Annotated in this window: 14 protein-coding genes and 1 pseudogene; 9 read left to right on the plus strand and 6 right to left on the minus strand. The window is 74.3% G+C overall.

Features of this window, described 5'->3' with window-relative positions; all coding sequences use genetic code 11:
- Positions 1–157 precede the first annotated feature (157 nt).
- The 3 genes from AB0F89_RS19855 to AB0F89_RS19865 all read left to right on the plus strand — a co-directional run bounded on the left by AB0F89_RS19855 (position 158) and on the right by AB0F89_RS19865 (position 2,361).
- A complete protein-coding gene (locus tag AB0F89_RS19855) occupies positions 158–541 on the plus strand; it encodes a hypothetical protein (protein ID WP_367138293.1) in 384 nt (127 codons plus the stop codon).
- Positions 542–849: 308 nt separating this feature from the next.
- Positions 850–2,022 (plus strand): PucR family transcriptional regulator, encoded by a 1,173-nt coding sequence (locus AB0F89_RS19860; RefSeq protein ID WP_367138295.1) that lies wholly within the window; start codon positions 850–852, stop codon positions 2,020–2,022.
- A gap of 144 nt (positions 2,023–2,166) precedes the next feature.
- Positions 2,167–2,361: a hypothetical protein gene (locus tag AB0F89_RS19865; protein ID WP_367138296.1), complete on the plus strand. Its 195-nt coding sequence runs from the start codon at positions 2,167–2,169 to the stop codon at positions 2,359–2,361.
- Between the two features lie 88 nt (positions 2,362–2,449).
- Here AB0F89_RS19865 and AB0F89_RS19870 read toward each other — a convergent pair whose 3' ends face one another.
- From AB0F89_RS19870 to nhaA, 3 genes are read right to left on the minus strand one after another with little or no spacing between them, the layout of a single operon-like run.
- Positions 2,450–3,046 (minus strand): TetR family transcriptional regulator, encoded by a 597-nt coding sequence (locus AB0F89_RS19870; protein WP_367138298.1) that lies wholly within the window; start codon positions 3,044–3,046, stop codon positions 2,450–2,452.
- Positions 3,043–4,437: an FAD-dependent monooxygenase gene (locus AB0F89_RS19875; protein WP_367138300.1), complete on the minus strand. Its 1,395-nt coding sequence runs from the start codon at positions 4,435–4,437 to the stop codon at positions 3,043–3,045. Before AB0F89_RS19875 ends, AB0F89_RS19870 begins: the two co-directional genes overlap by 4 nt.
- A gap of 28 nt (positions 4,438–4,465) precedes the next feature.
- Positions 4,466–5,758 (minus strand): Na+/H+ antiporter NhaA, encoded by a 1,293-nt coding sequence (gene nhaA / locus AB0F89_RS19880; protein WP_367138302.1) that lies wholly within the window; start codon positions 5,756–5,758, stop codon positions 4,466–4,468.
- Between the two features lie 414 nt (positions 5,759–6,172).
- Between nhaA and AB0F89_RS19885 the strand changes: the two genes are divergently transcribed.
- The gene (locus AB0F89_RS19885) at positions 6,173–6,604 is read left to right on the plus strand and encodes an SPW repeat protein (RefSeq protein WP_367138304.1); all 432 of its coding nucleotides are present in this window, start codon (positions 6,173–6,175) and stop codon (positions 6,602–6,604) included.
- A complete protein-coding gene (locus tag AB0F89_RS19890; protein WP_367138306.1) occupies positions 6,601–6,786 on the plus strand; it encodes a hypothetical protein in 186 nt (61 codons plus the stop codon). Before AB0F89_RS19885 ends, AB0F89_RS19890 begins: the two co-directional genes overlap by 4 nt.
- A 59-nt stretch (positions 6,787–6,845) precedes the next feature.
- Here AB0F89_RS19890 and AB0F89_RS19895 read toward each other — a convergent pair whose 3' ends face one another.
- On the minus strand, positions 6,846–7,337 hold the full coding sequence (locus AB0F89_RS19895; RefSeq protein ID WP_367138308.1) for an SRPBCC family protein: 492 nt from the start codon (positions 7,335–7,337) through the stop codon (positions 6,846–6,848).
- Positions 7,338–7,534: 197 nt separating this feature from the next.
- Here AB0F89_RS19895 and AB0F89_RS19900 point away from each other — a divergent pair, with 197 nt between their 5' ends.
- From AB0F89_RS19900 to AB0F89_RS19910, 3 genes and pseudogenes are all read left to right on the plus strand, one after another.
- Positions 7,535–8,836 (plus strand): cation:proton antiporter, encoded by a 1,302-nt coding sequence (locus tag AB0F89_RS19900; protein WP_367138310.1) that lies wholly within the window; start codon positions 7,535–7,537, stop codon positions 8,834–8,836.
- A gap of 232 nt (positions 8,837–9,068) precedes the next feature.
- A complete protein-coding gene (locus AB0F89_RS19905) occupies positions 9,069–9,455 on the plus strand; it encodes a hypothetical protein (RefSeq protein ID WP_367138312.1) in 387 nt (128 codons plus the stop codon).
- A gap of 16 nt (positions 9,456–9,471) precedes the next feature.
- Positions 9,472–9,885 (plus strand): annotated as a pseudogene (locus AB0F89_RS19910) (hypothetical protein); the annotation flags it as partial.
- Here the strand turns inward: AB0F89_RS19910 and AB0F89_RS19915 are convergent.
- The gene (locus AB0F89_RS19915; protein ID WP_367138314.1) at positions 9,852–13,406 is read right to left on the minus strand and encodes a DUF4082 domain-containing protein; all 3,555 of its coding nucleotides are present in this window, start codon (positions 13,404–13,406) and stop codon (positions 9,852–9,854) included. The pseudogene AB0F89_RS19910 and the gene AB0F89_RS19915 overlap by 34 nt on opposite strands.
- 347 nt (positions 13,407–13,753) lie before the next feature.
- Between AB0F89_RS19915 and AB0F89_RS19920 the strand changes: the two genes are divergently transcribed.
- On the plus strand, positions 13,754–16,843 hold the full coding sequence (locus AB0F89_RS19920; protein WP_367138316.1) for an efflux RND transporter permease subunit: 3,090 nt from the start codon (positions 13,754–13,756) through the stop codon (positions 16,841–16,843).
- A gap of 86 nt (positions 16,844–16,929) precedes the next feature.
- Here AB0F89_RS19920 and AB0F89_RS19925 read toward each other — a convergent pair whose 3' ends face one another.
- On the minus strand, positions 16,930–17,142 hold the full coding sequence (locus AB0F89_RS19925) for a hypothetical protein (protein ID WP_367138318.1): 213 nt from the start codon (positions 17,140–17,142) through the stop codon (positions 16,930–16,932).
- Between the last annotated feature and the right edge of the window lie 102 nt (positions 17,143–17,244).

Below are 17,244 nucleotides of genomic sequence, written 5' to 3' on the forward strand. Positions count from 1 at the left end.
GGGGTGTCGTCTACGGGACGTGGGCGGCGGGCACCGGCTCTTGAGCGGTCCAAGGTAGCGAACCGGAGACGTGGACGGGGCGGGTCCGGCCGGCTCGTGACGACTGCCCGGGTGGCGGCGGACGCTTGGATTCGGGGTGAGCGGGTACATGCTCGACATGAGCACGGATGACCTGAACGCTTACGCCGAACCGCAGGCGACTGGGCTGCCGGACGCCGTCGAGACCGACCCGGCGGGCTTGAACAGCGCCGAGGACCTGGACGAGGACCGGATCAGGAAGGACCCGCTCGAATCCGGGATGGACCCGCCGGAGCAGTGGTCCGGCGTGACGAAGTACGGCATGACGCCGTGGGAGGAGTCCCACCCCCGGCCGCTGGCCGACCGGCTCGACGAGGAGCAGCCGGACGTCTCGGCGGACGAGCCCGCAGGCGAGTCGATCAGCCAGGACGAGGGCGTGGTGAGCCTGGACGCCCTGTCCGAGGGCGAGGTGGAGGTCCACTCCGAGGCAGAGCGGCGCGGCCAGGCGGCCGACGACGCCTGAACCCGCTCACGCCAACCCCGCGTCCGCCGTGCCCGGTCGGGTCACGGCGGACGCGGTTCGGCATGAGCGGGCCGAACCCGGCCGACTAGCCCGCCACTGTCCTGCGCGCTGCGGTCGAGAGGCAGTCCGGTCCTCTGTGGACGGGTTCCTCGGGCCGCGCCCGGGACTCGGCACATGACCACGTGCTGCTGTTCGACGGTGTGTTCCCGCTGCGTCCGAGGGAACCGGTTCCACCACGCGCTTCCGCGTGCGGTCGAGTTCTGCCGGGTGCCGGGCCCGTCCGCTGACAGACTGGGCGGGTGGCACGGATGAGGCGGACGGCGTCCGCGCGCGACGACCTGTTGGCCGAGGCCGCCGAGCGGGCGGGTCGGGAGGCGCACGGCGTGCCCGCGGACGCCGTGCGGGAGTACCTGGCCGACCTGGACGGGATCAGCGCGACGGGTCGGCCGTTCGGGCCGGACCGGCTGCGGTTGCGGCACGACGTCGGGGCGAGCGCCGCTGCCCGGGGTGTGTCCCTGCGCAGCCTCATCGACCTCCACCTGACCGCCACCCGGCTGGCCTGGCCGCTGCTGACCGGTGTCCGCGAGGCCGCCGACGCGGACGCCGTCCGGGCGGTGGGGGAGGTGGTCTTCAAGGCCGTCGACGCGGCGGTCGTGGCGGTCGCCGAGGGGTACGAGACGGCGCAGCGCTGGTCGGTGCGCCAGGAGGAGTCGTTCCGCCGCGAGTTCGTGGACGACCTGCTCGACGGCCGCAACCTCGGTCAGCTGGCCGAACGGGCGGAGCGGTTCGGGGTGCGGCTCGCCGGCAGCAACGTGGTGGCGGCCGTGCGCGCACCGCAGCCGGTGGTGGACGGCGGCGACGTGGCCAGGGCCGTCGACACGTCGCTGCACCTGCGGCTGGAGTCGCGCGACGTCCTGGTCACCACCAAGAACGGCCTGCTGGTCTGCGTGGCGCCCGACGCGCTGCCCGGCGTGCCCGACGAGTTCGCCCGCCAGGTGGCGGCGGCCCTCGGCGCGGACTCGTCCTGGCTGGTCGGCGTCGGCCGGACCCAGTCGGGGCCGGGCGGCGTCGTGCGGTCCTTCGAGCAGGCCAGGCACGCGCTGGACATCGCCGAGCGCTTGGGCCTGCCGGGACGCGTGCACCGCGCCGAGGAGCTGCTGGTGTACCAGGTGCTGCTGCGCGACAGCGCCGCGCTCGCCGACCTGGTCTCGGTCGTGCTGGAGCCGTTGACCGCCGCGCGGGGCGGGGCCGGGCCGCTGCTGGACACCCTGTCGGCCTACTTCGCCGCCGGGCAGGTGGCCGCGGCCTGCGCCCGCGAGCTGCGGGTGGGCGTTCGGACCGTCACCTACCGCCTGCAGCGGGTCAAGGAGCTGACCGGCTACTCGGTGGAGGACCCGTCGCAGGCGCTCTCGCTGCACGTCGCGGTGCTGGGCGCGAAGCTGTTCGGCTGGCCGGGCGCCGCGCCGCCACCGGTGCCGTAAAGCCCTTCCTTGCCGGGAACAGGCAAGGAAGCATCGAGTGATCCGGCCGGGTTCGGTCATTGTCTCCTGAGTGTGGTCACGGGACTATTGATGCAGCTCAGAGACGTGACGGTCTGCTGTGACCCGGCCGGGAGGCGGTGCGCCGTGGACGCGTGGCTGGTGTGGTTGCTGCTCGCCTTGTTGCTCGGTGCGGTAGAGGTCTTCACGCTCACGACCGCGCTCGGCGTCTCCCACGCCTTCACCGAGGCGCTGCCGGAGGTCCCGGCCGCCGAGCGCCCCGCGACGGCCGGCGCCGACACCGGCGGCCTGGTCGAGGACCGGCGGGCCGCGCACGTCTGAAGCCATCCCGAAGGGCGGTTCCCCGACCAGGGGGGCCGGGCGCAGCACCGGGGCACTGCCGACGAGGGCGTGTCCCGGTGCTCTTGCTTCAGGACCCGTCGACCAGGGCCGCGAACGCCTCGTCCACCAGGGCGCGGAGGTCGTCCGCGCCGTCGCCGTCGACCCAGGCGGTCAGCGCGGTGGTGATCGCCGCGGTGGCCGCCGCCGCCACGACCCGCAGCCGCAGGTCGACCGGCCGCCCCCCGCGGGCGGCCAGCGCCTCGGCCAGCAGGCCGGCGGTCGCGGCGGTGTTGCGCCACTGCCGGGCTTGCAGGGCGGGCGTGGTGACGATCAGCCGGGTGCGCGTGTAGAGGGCGTCGCGGTCAACGCCGAGCACCGCGTCCAGGCCGGTGCGCAGGGCGGCTCGCAGGGCCGTCAGCGGGGGCTCGTCCGCCGGTCGGCCGCGGACCAGCTCGGCGATGAGCGGGTCGTAGCCGTCGTCCTCGACCACGGCCTCCTTGGTGGGGAAGTAGCGGAAGAACGTCATGTGCGACACGCCCGCGGCGGCGGCGACCTGCTCGACGGTGGTCCGGTCGTAGCCCTGGTCGAGGAACAGCCGCAGCGCGTGCTCCTGGATGGCCCGGCGGGTGCGCGCCTTGCGCTGCTCGCGCAGCCCGCCCGCGGGTGTGTTCGGCCCGGTGGTCACCGGTCAAGCATGACCGCCAATGCCCGGCGCAGCTCCGCCGGCTCCGGCTCGCCGCGCCAGGCCAGGTGGCCGTCCGGGCGCACCAGCAGCGCGTCGCCGTCGCGGTGGACCCGCCGGACCTCGCCGAGCAGGTCGCGGACCACCGCCGCGCAGCCGTCGCCCGCCGGTCCGGCCAACGTCCAGCCGAACCCGTTGCCGGTGGCGTGCTCCGCCACCCGGTCGCCGACCCGCGGCCGTCGGCCGGGGCGCCGGCGGGCGTAGCTGGTCCGCAGCTGCGACGCCCGCTCCCAGATCAGCTCCTCCACCGGCCGCAGGCCCAGCAGCGGGAACAGCACGCGGTCGCGGACCAGCCGGACCGCCCGCGACTCGCCGAGCACCAGGCCGGTGAGCCCGCTGGTGACGCCGAGCACGTCCTCGGCGACGGGGCGGCGCTCGGCCTGGTAGCCGTCCAGCAGCCGGTCGCCCGCGCGGCCCTCGGCCACCAGCGCCAGCCGCCACGCGACGTTCTCGGCGTCACCCAGCCCGGTGTTCATGCCCTGCCCGCCGAACGGGCTGTGGATGTGCGCGGCGTCGCCCGCCAGCAGCACCCGGCCGCGCCGGTAGGTCTCGGCCAGCCGGCGGTGGATGCGGAACACCGACGTCCACAGCCACTCGTCGGCCGCCCGGACGCGCGCTCCGGCGTGCTGCCGCGCGGCTCGGGCCAGGAAGTCCGGCACGTCCTCGACCGGGGCGCCGGGAGCGGGCGCCATGAACCGCCACACCCCGCCGGGCAGCGGGAACGCCGAGAACACCGCGCCGCCGTGCGCCCAGACCCCGACCGCGTCGGGCGGCAGCGGCAGCTCCGCCCGGACGTCGCCGAGCACGAAGTTCTCGACGAGCGGCACGCCGGGGAAGCCGATGCCCGCCGCCTTGCGGACCGCGCTGTGCGCGCCGTCGGCGCCGACCACCCAGTCGGCCGCCACCGGCCCGGCCGCGGTGGTCGGCGCCACCCCGCGCGCGTCCTGGGTGAGACCGGTGACCGCGACGCCCCACTCCACCTCGACCCCGAGGTCGGCCAGGCGCGCCCGCAGCCCGGCCTCGACCTCGGCCTGCGACACCAGCAGGCCGGGGCGCCGCACCAGCGCGGTCGGCCGTCCGACCCGCAGCTCGCCCGCGCGGCGACCGCCGACGTGCACGACCACCCGGCAGACGCCGACCGACCGCTCCGGCAGGTCGCCCAGCGCGCCGAGCCGGTCCAGCACCTCGCTGCCGCGCGGCTGCAACCCCAGCGCGCGGGACGTGGTCGCCGGACCCGGCGCCGCGTCGACCACCCGCACCCCCACACCGCGCAGGCGCAACGCGCACGCCGTCGCCAGGCCCGTCGGACCGGCGCCCACCACCACTACGACCATGGGTCGTAGTGTTACTCGCTAACAAAAGTTAGTCAATAACGCGTCGCTGGTGGACGTCCGGGATGCCGTCCTGGTCCTCGTCCCGCGTCTCCTCCTCGTGGATGCGCTTGTAGACGCGGTTGCGCAGCCGCAGGATCACCGTCGCGACCAGCGCGGACAGCAGCGACCCGAGCAGGATGCCGACCTTGGCGTCGTCGTAGGGCCTGCTGCCCTCGCCGAACGCCAGTTCGCCGACCAGCAGCGACACCGTGAACCCGATGCCGCCCAGCACCGCCAGGCCGACCACGTCCACCCAGGCCAGGTCGTCGTCCAGCTGCGCCTTGGTGAACCGCGCCACCAGCCACGTGGCGGCGGTGATGCCCACCAGCTTGCCCAGCAGCAGTCCCGTGACGACGCCGATGGTGACCGTGTCCGTCAGCGACGACACCAGCCCGTCGACCCCGCCGAGGGCCACCCCGGAGGCGAAGAACGCGAACACCGGCACCGCCACGCCGGTCGACAGGGGCCGCCAGCGGTGCTCGAAGTGCTCGGCCAGGCCGGGGCCCTCGCCCGCGCTGCGGCGGATCACCGGCACCGCGAAGCCCAGGAGCACGCCCGCGACCGTCGCGTGGACGCCCGAGGCGTGCATGAAACCCCAGGTCGCGACGGCCAGCGGCACCAGCACCCACCAGGAGCGCACCCGGCGCTGCACCAGCACGGTGAACAGCGCCAGCGGCACGGCGGTCAGCAGCAGCGGCGCCACCGCCAGGTCGTCGGTGTAGAAGATCGCGATGATCACGATCGCGATCAGGTCGTCCACCACGGCGAGGGTGAGCAGGAACGTCCGCAGCGCGCCCGGCAGGTACCGGCCGATCACCGCCAGCACCGCCAGGGCGAACGCGATGTCGGTGGCCGTCGGGACGGCCCAGCCCGAAGCCGCGCCGGGCGTGCCCAGGTTGACCAGCGTGTACAGCAAGGCGGGCACCGCCACCCCGCCGACCGCGGCGGCCACCGGCACCGCCGCCCGCCGGGGGTCGCGCAGGTCGCCCGCGACGAACTCGCGCTTGAGCTCCAGGCCCGCGACGAAGAAGAACACCGCCAGCAGCCCGTCGGACGCCCAGTGCCCGACGCTCAGCTCCAGGTGCAGCGGCGCGATGCCGAACTCGAAGCCGCGCAGGGCCTCGTAGGCGGGCGCCCAGGGCGAGTTCGCCCACACCAGCCCGAGCAGGGCCGCGCCGAGCATGATCACCCCGCCGACGGTCTCCAGCCGGAGGATGTCGGCGATCCGCTTGGCCTCGGGCCAGGTGCCCCGGTCGAACAACTTGGCTGCGGCGCGCGGCACGGACGGCTCCCGAGGGGTCGGTCGGACATGACGCCGACCAGGCTTCCCGGCACACCATGCCCGGCTGGGGGCAACACCTCGACCCTACCCAGCCCGCGGCGACACCGCCCGCCGCTGTGATCACGCCGACGCGGGAACCCGGAGCCGCCGGGTGGCTCCCCGGGCTGCCCGGTGGGCGGTTTGTCCGGTGGCTCGGCGCTCAGGGCCCTGGCCGCGGGCACGTCGGCGGGGACGGCGACTCGGCAGCGGCCGGCACGCGCCCGGCTCCGTCTACTGTGGACGACCCGTCGCGCCCGGTCGGCGGGAGTGGATCGCAAGGCAAGCGTCAGGTCCACCCGCGCGCGGCGGTGCCACGATTTGGACGGGTCGCACAACGGCGTGCGGCCGTCATCCGCTCGTGGGGAGGAGAGTGCTGTGGCGTCCGTGGGAACGCCGTTGTCCGCGGCGCGATGGGACGCGGTGGTCTCGTTCGGGGTCGCGGTCAGCTTCCTGGCCGGCCTCTGGCTGCTGATGGCGCCCTTCGCGCTCGGCTACCAGGCCGTCGGCGACTTCGACCCCCGCTGGAACAGCGTGCTCGTCGGGTTCGCGGTGGCGGTGTGCTCGCTGGTGCACGCGATGGCGCCGCGCGAGACGCCGTGGCTGGGCCCGGTGCTGCTGGCGGTCGGGGCGTGGCTGGTCGTCAAGTCCTTCGCGGTGTCGGCTCCGGGCGGCACCGCGGTCAACGACCTGGTCACCGGCGCCGTCGTGGTGGTCGCGGGGGTGGGCGCGGTGGTCAGGGCGGCCGTCCGGCGACGCGCGGGCGGTCGGGCGCGTGGCGGCGCGGAAGTCGACGTCCCGCGATCGTGACCGCCATCCCCAGCGGCCGGGACCCCCTGACGCTGCTCCTGATCTGCGACAGCTGCGGCCGCGCCTTCGAGGGCGACGAGCACCTGCCGTGGGTCGTCCTGTGGGCGAAGGCGATAGCCGTCGGGTGGCGCGGTCGGGACCGTGCGATCGGCCCCCACCGCTGCGCCTTCTGCCCGGTCTGACCAGGCGGTCTGACCAGGCGTTATGGCCAGCGGTTATGGCCAGACGTCCCGACCGGGTGTCACACGGGTGAGGGTGCCGCGAGCGCCAGGCCCAGCGGCAGGTGCGGTCGTTCGGCGCCGACGACGAGGGCCAGCGCGTCCAGCGCCTCGGTCAGCCAGCCGTCCAGCGACGACACGGCCATCCCGGCCGGTCCGGTCAGCTCCACCGCGACGGCGCTGCGCCCCGGCGCCATCCGCAACACCCGCAGGCTCCCCGCGTAGGTCGCCGCGTCACCGCCCCACTGCACCCGCAGGTCCTCCCAGTCGATGCGCACCTGCCGCTCGCGCGGCTCGTCACGCGCGCCGCCGCGGGGCCACAGGCGCAGCAGGCCCGGCCCGTACAGCTCCACCTCGACGCCCGCCGGCAGCCACGCGGCCAGGTGCTCCAGGTCGGTGACGACGTCGAACACGGCCTCCGCGTCGGCGGGCATCGACCTCGTCCGGACCGCGCGCGCCGCCGCGCCGGCCGTGGTGTCCGCTGTGCTGGTGGGCGCGTGCTCGCGGTAGGTCATGGGCATCCCTCTCGTCGGCTCCGCCCCATCCTGTGCCGGAACACGCGCGCTGCACCTGACGAGCTGCTGACGATCCGGGCGCCGGGGTTCGACCGCCGCCGGGACCGGTGGGGTTGGCGGCCCCGGACCGGGGGTATCTGGCGGGAGCGCGGTCGGAACCCGTTCGACGGCGGGTCTCGACCGAGAGGAGATGCCCGGTGGGTTCGGCTGCTGTCGCCTACGCCAGCGCGGGTGCGGCGACGCTCTTGGCCGCGCTGCTGCCGCGGGTGCTCGGCCGCGCGCCGATCTCGATGCCGATGGTCTTCCTGGCCGCAGGCGCGGTCGCGTTCGCGGTCATCGAGCCGCTGCCCGACCCGGACCCGACGCGGCACGGCTCGGTCACCGTGCACCTGACCGAGCTGTGCGTGATCGTCTCGCTGATGGGCGCGGGCCTCGCGCTCAACCGGCCGGTCGGCCTGCGCCGCTGGTCCACGACCTGGCGGCTGCTCGGCATCACCATGCCGCTGTCCATGCTGGCCGTCGGGGTGCTGGGGTGGGGCGTGCTGGGCTGGGGCCTGGCGTCGTCGCTGCTGCTGGCGGCGGTGCTGGCGCCGACCGACCCGGTGCTCGCCAGCGAGGTGCAGGTGGCCGAGCCCGCCGAGAACCCGGACGACCCCGGCGAGGGCGAGGACGAGGCGCGGTTCGCGCTGACGTCCGAGGCCGGGCTGAACGACGGGCTGGCGTTCCCGTTCACCTACGCCGCCGTGGCCATCAGCCTCGTCGGCGCGGCGCCGGACGCCTGGCTGCCGGAGTGGCTCGCGGTGGACGTGCTGTGGCGGTTGGCGTGCGGCGTGCTCGTCGGGCTGCTCACCGGGTGGGGGCTGCGCAAGCTGTTCTTCGCCGCGCCGTCGAAGAAGCTGCGGCTGGCGGAGCACGCGGAGGGCTTCGTGGCGCTGGCCGCCACGTTCCTGGCGTACGGGCTCACCGAGCTGGCCGAGGGCTACGGCTTCGTCGCCGTCTTCGTGTGCGCCTGCACGATCCGGGCGGCCGAGCGCTCCCACGGCTACCACCGCGTGCTGCACCAGTACGTCGAGCAGGTCGAGCGGATGCTGACGGTGCTGGTCATCTTCCTGCTGGGCGGCGCGGCCGTGACCGGCCTGCTGGCCGGCGTCGGGTGGCGGGACGTGCTGGTGGCGCTGGTCGTCCTGCTGGCCGTGCGGCCGCTGGCCGGGCTGATCGGCCTGGCGCGCGGCAAGACCGGGCCGCGCGAGCGGGCGGTCATCTCGTTCTTCGGCGTGCGGGGCGTGGGGTCGCTGTTCTACGTCGCCTACGCGCTGCAGTCCGGGCAGTTCGCCGACCAGGACGCCATCTGGCGGGTGGTCGGCCTGGTCGTGATCGGCTCGATCGTCCTGCACGGCGTCACCGCGACCCCGTCGATACTGCTGCTGGACCGGCTGCGCCGCCGCGCCGCCCGCGCCCGGCACGGCGACCCGGACCGGGCACCCCAGACCCCGGTCTGACCGCTCGGTCCGCGACGCCCGGCTTCACCGACCACCCGCCGGGAGCAGCCCCCGAGGTCGCCGCCGACACCACGCCGGTCGGCGCGCGGTCGGATCCGTTCGACCCGGGTGCCCCTGCCCGCGGTCCGCCTCCGGCTCGGCGTCGGCCCGGTCGAACCAGGGCTTCGAGCCGGCGCCGTCCCGGCTGCGGGTAGGTTGCTCCGGTGCCCGTCCGCCCCACCGGGAAGACCCGATGATCCCTGTCCTCGCGACCGCGTTGACGGTCCTGGCGCTCGTCGCGGCCCTGTGGTCGCTGGTGCTCGTCATCGCCGACCGGCCCATCACGCTCGCCACCAAGCCGACCCTGGGCCTGGCCGCCGCCGTCGTGCTGCTGGAGGTCGGGTTGCTCGTCCAGGCGATCGCGGCCCTGGTCAGCGTGCTGGCCGCGGACCGCGCCGGGTTGGACGCGCCGACGTTCTTCGGCTACCTGATCGCGGTGGTCGCGGTGCTGCCCGCCGGGGCGTACTGGGCGCTGGGCGACCGGTCGCGGTGGGGCGCCGGGGTGCTGGCCGTGGCGTGCCTGAGCGTGCCGGTGATGGTCCTGCGCCTGAACCAGCTCTGGGCGGTGACCCATGGCTGACCGGCACGACGAGCTGCGGCGCACCACCCGGTCCGGGCCCGGCCGGATGCTGATCGCCGTGTACGGCGTCTTCGCCCTCGCCGCCACCGCCCGGTCGGCCGTGCAGGTCGCCACCCGGTTCGGCGAGGCGCCGCTGGCGTACTCGCTGTCGGCGTTCGCGGCCGCCGTGTACGTCGTGGCCACGTTGGCGCTGGCCGGGGTGGTGTCCCGGCGGGTCGCCTACCTCGCGTGCGGTGTCGAGCTGGCCGGCGTGGTCCTGGTCGGCCTGGCCGGTCTCGCGTTCCCCGACGCGTTCCCGGAGGCCACCGTGTGGTCGGACTTCGGCGGCGGCTACGGGTTCGTCCCGCTGGTGCTGCCCGTGCTCGGGCTGCTGTGGCTGCGCCGCGCCGGCCGCGCTCAGCTCGACCGCACCACGACGTCCACCCAGTAGTTGGTGGCGTTGAACGACGAGCCGGGGAAGCTGCCCGCCGGGCCGTAGGTGAACACCCCGTTGCCGCCGTCGGCCGGCGCGGTCAGCGTGTCGCGCACGTGGTCGGCGGCGAAGAAGCCCGCCGAGGCCGAGTACCACCCGTTCGTGTGGTACGACGCGATGTAGGTGGTGCCGGGGTCCAGCGGCACGGACGTGCCGAAGGCGACCTCCTGCCAACCGGTCCCGGTCTCGCCGGTGAACGTCGCGGACGCCAGCAGCACCCCGCCGGCGGTCCACAGGTGGGCCACGTGCTCGCCGGTGTTGCGCGGTCCTTTGTAGAACCGGATGCCGACGGCCCTGGCGTCCGCCGCCGAGGTGCGGAACTTCGTGCCCAGCTGCACGGGGCTGCCGTCGTGCACCGTCACCGTCCCGGGGGTGTCGCCGACGTCGAACAGGCTGCGGAGGGCCGGCGCGGGCGCCAGCACCACCACGTCCACCCAGTAGTCGGTGGCGTCGGCCGAGGAGTCCGGGAACGCGGTGGCCGGGCCGTGGGCGAACACGCCGTTGCCGCCGGAGCTGCCGTCGGCGGGCGCGACGAGCGCGTTGCTGGTCCGCGCCACCGCGAAGGCGTTCGCGGTGGCCGAGTAGCGCCCGACCTCGGTGTGGTACGCCGCGACGTAGGTGTCGCCCGGGGTCAGCGCCACGGGTGTGTCGAAGGCGACCTCCTGCCAGCCGCTCGCGGTCTCGTCGCCGAACGTGGCGGTGGCGAGCAGCGCGCCGCTGGTCGTCCACAGGCTGCCGACGTGCGTGCCGGTGTTCTGCACGTCCTTGTAGAACCGGATGCCGGTGGCCTCGGCGCCGGGGGTGCCGCAGCGGAACTTCACGCCGAGCTGGGTCGCCTCCCCGTCGTCGGCGGGAGCGGTCGCGGGCGCGTCGGACGGCTTGAACAGCGTCTGCCGGACCGCGGCGGCCAGGACGTTCACCGACACCGTCGCGGACACCGGCGGGTTGTGGCCGTTGGTGACCGAGTACCGGAACGTGGCGAGGCCGGAGAAGCCCGCGTCCGGCGTGAAGGTGGCGGTCCGGGCTGACGCGGACCACGTCACCGCGCCGTTGACCGGGTCGTGCGCGCCGGTGATCGACAGCGGGTAGCCGTTGGGGTCGTTGTCGTTGGCCAGCAGCGCCGCGGCCGGGACGTCGATCGCGGCGCCCTGGTTGGTGCTGAACCCGGCGTCGTTGCCCGCCACCGGCGGCAGGTCGCCGTCGCCGCCCGCGCGGACGAACACGACGTCGGCCCAGTAGTTGGCGTTGTTGAACGAGTCGGCCGGGAACGTGCCCGGCGCGCCGTAGGCGTAGACGCCGCTGGTCGCGGTGATCGCGCCGCTGGAGCGCGGCACGCGGTAGTAGTTCGTGTCGGCGGAGTAGTAGCCCACCGTGTGGTACGACGCGACGTAGGTCGAGCCGGGGTTGAGCCCGACGGGCGTCTCGAACGACGCCTCCTGCCAGCCGCTCGCCGTCTCGTCGGTGAACTCCGCCTCGGCGAGCAGCATCCCGCTGCCGCTCCACAGGTGCGCCACGTGCCCGCTCGCGTCGTCGGGGTTCTTGTGGAACCGGACGCCGGTCGCCGTGCCGGGCGTGCTGACCGAGAACCGCACGCCCAGCTCCAGCGAGGCGAACTCGCCGGACCGCCGGGTGAACGGCACGTCGTCGGGGGTGAACAGGGCCACCTCGGCCGCCGGCGTCACGGTCACCGGCACCTCCGCGGCCGGCCCGGTGTTGAGGCTGTCGTCGATCGCGCGGACCCGGACCACGTGCTCGCCGGGCAGGAGCGGCCACCAGTCGAACGCCCAGTCGGTCGTGCCGCTCGCCGCGCGCCAGGTCGTGCCGCCGTCGACGGACACCTCCACGGCCGCCACCAGCCCGTCGACGTCGGCCGCCGTGCCGGTGACCGCCAAGCGCCGCTGCTGCACCGCGGTGGCGCCCGGAGCGGGGGAGGTGACGACGACGGTCGGCGGCGTGGTGTCGGTCGAGGCGATCGCGGCGGTCAGCTCGCCCTGCAGCGTGGTCGGCTGCGCGGCCATGTCGGCGAGGACGTTCACCATCAGCTGCTGGACGTCGCGGTCCTCCCCGATCTCCGGCACGGCGCCGCTGTTGGTGTAGTCGTGCTCGGGGTCCAGGCCGAACGACCAGAACACGGTGCCCGCGCCGAACACGATCGCGCCGCTCGGCGCCCGGTGGAGCGTCAGGTGGTGGGTGGCGGGCGCGACCCCGACCGTGAGGCCGTAGTCGACCAGGTACTTGTGCACGACGACGTCGCTGGACGACAGGTGCACCGAGCCGGGAGCGCGGAACCGGTTGTCGGGCGACTCGTCCCACTCGTAGCCGAGCAACCCCTCGCTGAGCCGCGCCGTGCCACCGGGCGGGGTCGACGCGAGCGGCGCGTCGCGCCAGAACCTCAGCCGGGCCATCCGGTGCGGCACCTCGATGACGTCGGCGCGGTGCGAGTCGACCTGGAAGACAGTGCCGGTCAGGGAGTTCTCCGGCCGGCCGCCGTCGGACGGCGGCGAGGCGAGCGGGTCGCGCCAGGTGCCGGTCCACCGCGGGCTCGGGTCGATCTTGCGGCTGGACCTGGTCTCCTTGTAGCACACCAGGGTGCGGTTGGGGACGCCGTTGAGGTCGGGCTCCCAGCGGGTCTTCCAGTAGACCTCGTTGCCGCTGATGAAGACCAGGTGCACGCCCGCGTCCCGGGCCGCTTCGACGTGCGCGCGCTGCTCGCCCGACCAGTACTCGTCGTGCCCGGTGGACATGAACACCTTGAACGGGGTCAGCGGCACGTCGCCGGGCCCGGTGTCGACGCCGCTGAGGTAGGCGACGTCGTAGCCGTTGCGCTCCAGCCAGCGGATCGCCGCGTACTCGGCGCTCATCACGTAGTCCTGCGGCCCGGCGTACAGGCCGATCGCGTCGCGGGTGCCGATGGGCCGGTTGTAGCTGACCTTGTAGGCGCGCCCGTCGGGGCTCGCCGTGGCGCCGCCCCCGTACAGGCTGGCCCCGCCCCACCCGTTGTAGGCGTGCCACGTGGTGTCGGACGTCTGGAACGCGATGTCGTGCTGGTTGCCGTCGTCGCGGACGACGAACGGGATGTGCGACGCGCCGGCCACGCCGTCCTGGCGGACCAGCTTGGCCAGGTAGACGCCGGACACCGCGTCCGCCGGGACCGCCCACGACGCGGTGACGCTCCAGTTGCCCGCGTCGTGCAGGCCGATGGCCGGGTCGCCGCCGGGCGCGGGCTGGGGCGAGGGCGCGTCGCGCTGGATGGTCGCGACCTTCCGGGCGCCCAGGCCGCCGTAGTACCCGAGCCGGTAGACGTCGATCCGGTAGTCGGCGGAGTCGGTGTTGATCTTGAAGTCGACGGTCGCGCCGCGGTTGACGCTCATCCGGGTGGCGAAGCCCTCGATCGTCGTCGACGCCGTTCCGCCCAGGTCCCACTCGGTCGCCGGGTTGCCCGGCTGCTGGTTCTCGGCGGCGATCGCGTTCAAGGGCATGAGGTACCTCGCGAGGGTGATGGCAGTCACTCTTCCGTTACTGGTCACATCACTTCTGTGGTGACGCCGTTACGAGCAGTCACGGAGAAACCCCCGAACGGAGCAATGGCTCCGAAGGAACGCTCGTGATAAAGATCACCGGTCGCCGGCGATCTTGCGGTGACCGACGTCCGCGCAGGTCAGCGGCCGTTTCGGCGGCGTGGAATCACCCCATGTCTGAGCCCGTTCTCAGCTTGGGTGTGCCAGCGTTCGCACATCCGCCCGCGGCGCCCCCGCGCGGTCGCCCGACCGTCGGCCACGCCGACGGCGACGCGCGGGCCGGTCCGCCCACCAAGGAGATTCCCACGATGTCCGTGCTGGCTCGGCTGAGCCTGGCCAACCGAAGTCTCGTCGGGCTGCTGAGCCTGCTCGTGATCGGTTTCGGCGTCTTCACGCTGCCCTCGATCAAGCAGCAGCTGTTCCCGTCCATCGAGCTGCCCGCCGCGGTGGTCATCGCGCCGTTCCCCGGCGCGTCGCCGGACCTGGTGGACAGCCAGGTCGCCGAGCCGATCCAGTCGGTCGCGCGCGGGGTGGACGGCGTCGAGCAGGTGCTCACCCGATCCGCCGAGAGCTCGGCCACGGTCCAGGTGATGTTCACCTACGGCACCGACGTCGACGCCGCCGTGGCCCAGCTGCAGCAGGCGGTGAACCGGCTCCAGCCGCGCCTGCCGCAGGGCGTCGAGCCGACCGTCGCGCAGGGCAGCACCGACGACATCCCGGTCATCGCGCTCGCCGCGACCTCCGGCGGCGACGACATCGCCGCCGCGGCCCGGCTGCGCGCCGAGGTCGTGCCCGGCCTGGAGGCCATCCCCGGCGTGCGCGAGGCGTCGGTCAGCGGCGAGCGCGACCTCCAGGTCACCGTCACCGTCGACTACGCCCGCCTCGGCGCGGCCAGGGTCGACCCGCAGGCGCTGACCTCCGCGCTGACCACGGCCGGCGCGGTCGTGCCCGCCGGCACCGTGCCGGACGCGGACAAGACGCTGACCGTGCAGGTCGGCGGGCCGGTCGCCGCCGTGGACGACCTGCGGAACCTGCCGCTGACCTCGCCCGGCGGGCCGGTCAGGCTCGGCGACGTGGCGCAGGTCGAGTCCGCGCCGGAAGCGGCGAGCGTGCTCACCCGCACCAACGGCGAGCCGACGCTGGGGATCAGCGTCACCATGACCTCCGACGGCAACGCGGTGGAGATCTCCCGCCAGGTCCGCGAGAAGCTGGGCGAGTGGGGCGAGGCGGCCGGCTCCACGCTCACCGTCGCGTTCGACCAGGGCCCGCAGGTGGAGAAGGCGATCAGCGGCCTGACCACCGAGGGCCTGCTCGGCCTGCTGTTCGCGGTGGTGGTGATCCTGCTGTTCCTGCTGTCGGTGCGGTCCACCCTGGTCACGGCGGTGTCGATCCCGCTGTCCGTGGTCGTCGCGCTGATCGCGCTCTACACCGGCGACCTGTCGCTGAACCTGCTCACCCTCGGCGCGCTCACCATCGCGGTCGGCCGGGTGGTGGACGACTCGATCGTGGTGCTGGAGAACATCAAGCGGCACCTCGGCTACGGCGAGGAGAAGCAGCGCGCGGTGCTCGACGGCACCCGCGAGGTGGCGGGCGCGGTGACCGCGTCCACGCTGACCACGGTCGCGGTGTTCCTGCCGATCGCGTTCGTCGGCGGCATCGCGGGCGAGCTGTTCGGGCCGTTCTCCATCACGGTCACCGTCGCGCTGCTGGCGTCGCTGCTGGTGTCGCTGACGATCGTGCCGGTGCTGGCGTTCTGGTTCCTCAAGCGCCCGGCCGTGCCGACCGACCCGGAGGAGGCGGCGAAGGCGCGGGAAGCCGCGTTGGAGAAGGAGAAGCGCAGCCCGCTGCAGCGCGCTTACGTGCCCGTGCTGCGGTTCGCCACCACGCGCCGCTGGGTGACGCTGCTGATCGCCGCGCTGATCTTCGGCGGCACGCTCGGCCTGGCCGGCTCGCTGGAGACCAACTTCATCGACAACGCGGGCGGCACCGCGCTGCAGGGCAACCAGAAGATGCCGCCCGGCACCAGCCTGGCCGCCCGTGACGACGCCGCGCGCAAGCTCGAAGGCGTGCTGGCCGAGACCGACGAGGTGGAGACCTACCAGGTCACCGTCGGCACCGACAACAGCCTGGCCGCGTTCGGCTTCGGCGGTGACGGCGACACCAGCGTCCGCGCCACCGTCCGCGAGGGCACCGACCTGGAGGCGTTGCGGGAGCGGTTGACCGAGCGGCTGGCGAGCACGCCCGGCGCGGGCGAGGTCGCGTTCGGCGCGGCGGCGTCCGGCTTCGGCTCGGACACCATCGACGTGCTGGTCACCGCGCCCGACGAGGCCACCCTGCGGGACGCGGCCGACCGCGTGCGGCAGGCCGTCACCGGCACGCCCGGCGTCGGCGAGGTCACCGACGACCTCTCGGTGAGCGCGCCCCGCGTGCAGGTCACCGTCGACCAGGCCGCGGCGGCGGCCCGCGGGCTCACCGGCCAGGCCATCGGCCAGTTCGCGGCGCAGGCGCTGCGCGGTGTGCCGGTGGCGCAGCTGCCCCTGGACGGCCGGTCGCAGCAGGTCCTGCTGCGCACCGGGACCGCGCCCGGCGACGTGGCCGCCCTGCGCGCGCTGCCGCTGCCGGGCGGCGTCACGCTCGGCCAGGTCGCCGAGGTGGCCGTGGTGGACGGCCCGGTGCAGGTGCGGCGCACCGACGGCGCGCGCAGCGCCACCGTGTCGGCCAAGGCCACCGGCTCGGACCTGGGCGCGCTGACGACCGAGCTGACGTCCCGGCTGGACGCGCTGGACCTGCCGTCCGGCGCGTCGCACAGCATCGGTGGCGTCAGCGCCGACCAGGCCGAGACGTTCGCCGACCTGGGCCTGGCCATGCTGGCCGCCATCGCGATCGTGTTCCTGATCATGGTGGCCACGTTCCGCAGCCTGGTGCAGCCGCTGATCCTGCTGGTGTCCATCCCGTTCGCGGCCACCGGCGCCATCGGCCTGCTGCTGCTCACCGGCACCCCGCTCGGCCTGCCCGCGCTGATCGGCATGCTGATGCTCGTCGGGATCGTGGTGACCAACGCGATCGTGCTGATCGACCTGGTCAACCAGTACCGGCGGGACGGCATGCCGGTGCGGGAGGCGGTGGTCGAGGGCGGCCGGCGGCGGCTGCGCCCGATCCTGATGACCGCCGCCGCCACGATCTTCGCGCTGCTGCCGATGGCGCTGGGCATCACCGGCGAGGGCGCGTTCATCGGCAAGCCGCTGGCCATCGTGGTGATCGGCGGTCTGATCAGCTCGACGCTGCTCACCCTGGTGCTGGTGCCGACGCTGTACTCGATGGTCGAGGGCCGCAAGGAGCGGCGTGCGGCGAAGCGGGAGCAGCGACCGTCGCAGGAGCGCGAACCGGTCACCGTCTGACCCGGGTGGAGCGCCCCGTCGCCGTTGTCCGGCGGCGGGGCGCTCCGATCAGGCCGACCCCACCGGAACCACGTGAGGTCGAGCGGTCACTGCGACCACCAATTCACGCAGCGGGCGGCGACGAACCCCTGCCGCCCGTTCCAGGTCACCCCGATCCACTGGTTGTTCGTGCCCCCGCAGGCGGTGTACTCGCTACCCTCGGTGGTGTCGCACGCCGCCGTGGCCTGTTCATCGGCGTAGAGGATGCCCAGGCGGGTGGAGTCCTCCCGCGGGTGCAGCCGCACGTTCACGGCTTTCACGCCATCCTTCGTCGTGACCCAGCAGCCCGGCACGTCCGACGGGGACGCGGCGGTCGGCGCCCCCGACGCGACCGCGGGCACGAATGACATCAGGACGGAAGC

The organism is Saccharothrix sp. HUAS TT1 (assembly GCF_040744945.1).
Lineage (GTDB): Bacteria > Actinomycetota > Actinomycetes > Mycobacteriales > Pseudonocardiaceae > Actinosynnema.

Excerpts from the sequence above, each read along its gene's own strand:
- AB0F89_RS19875 (WP_367138300.1), bottom strand. The coding sequence starts at position 4,437 with ATGGTCGTAGTGGTGGTGGGCGCCGGTCCGACGGGCCTGGCGACGGCG.
- AB0F89_RS19905 (WP_367138312.1), top strand. The coding sequence starts at position 9,069 with ATGATCCCTGTCCTCGCGACCGCGTTGACGGTCCTGGCGCTCGTCGCG.
- AB0F89_RS19895 (WP_367138308.1), bottom strand. The coding sequence starts at position 7,337 with ATGACCTACCGCGAGCACGCGCCCACCAGCACAGCGGACACCACGGCC.
- AB0F89_RS19915 (WP_367138314.1), bottom strand. The coding sequence starts at position 13,406 with ATGCCCTTGAACGCGATCGCCGCCGAGAACCAGCAGCCGGGCAACCCG.
- AB0F89_RS19855 (WP_367138293.1), top strand. The coding sequence starts at position 158 with ATGAGCACGGATGACCTGAACGCTTACGCCGAACCGCAGGCGACTGGG.
- AB0F89_RS19920 (WP_367138316.1), top strand. The coding sequence starts at position 13,754 with ATGTCCGTGCTGGCTCGGCTGAGCCTGGCCAACCGAAGTCTCGTCGGG.
- AB0F89_RS19860 (WP_367138295.1), top strand. The coding sequence starts at position 850 with ATGAGGCGGACGGCGTCCGCGCGCGACGACCTGTTGGCCGAGGCCGCC.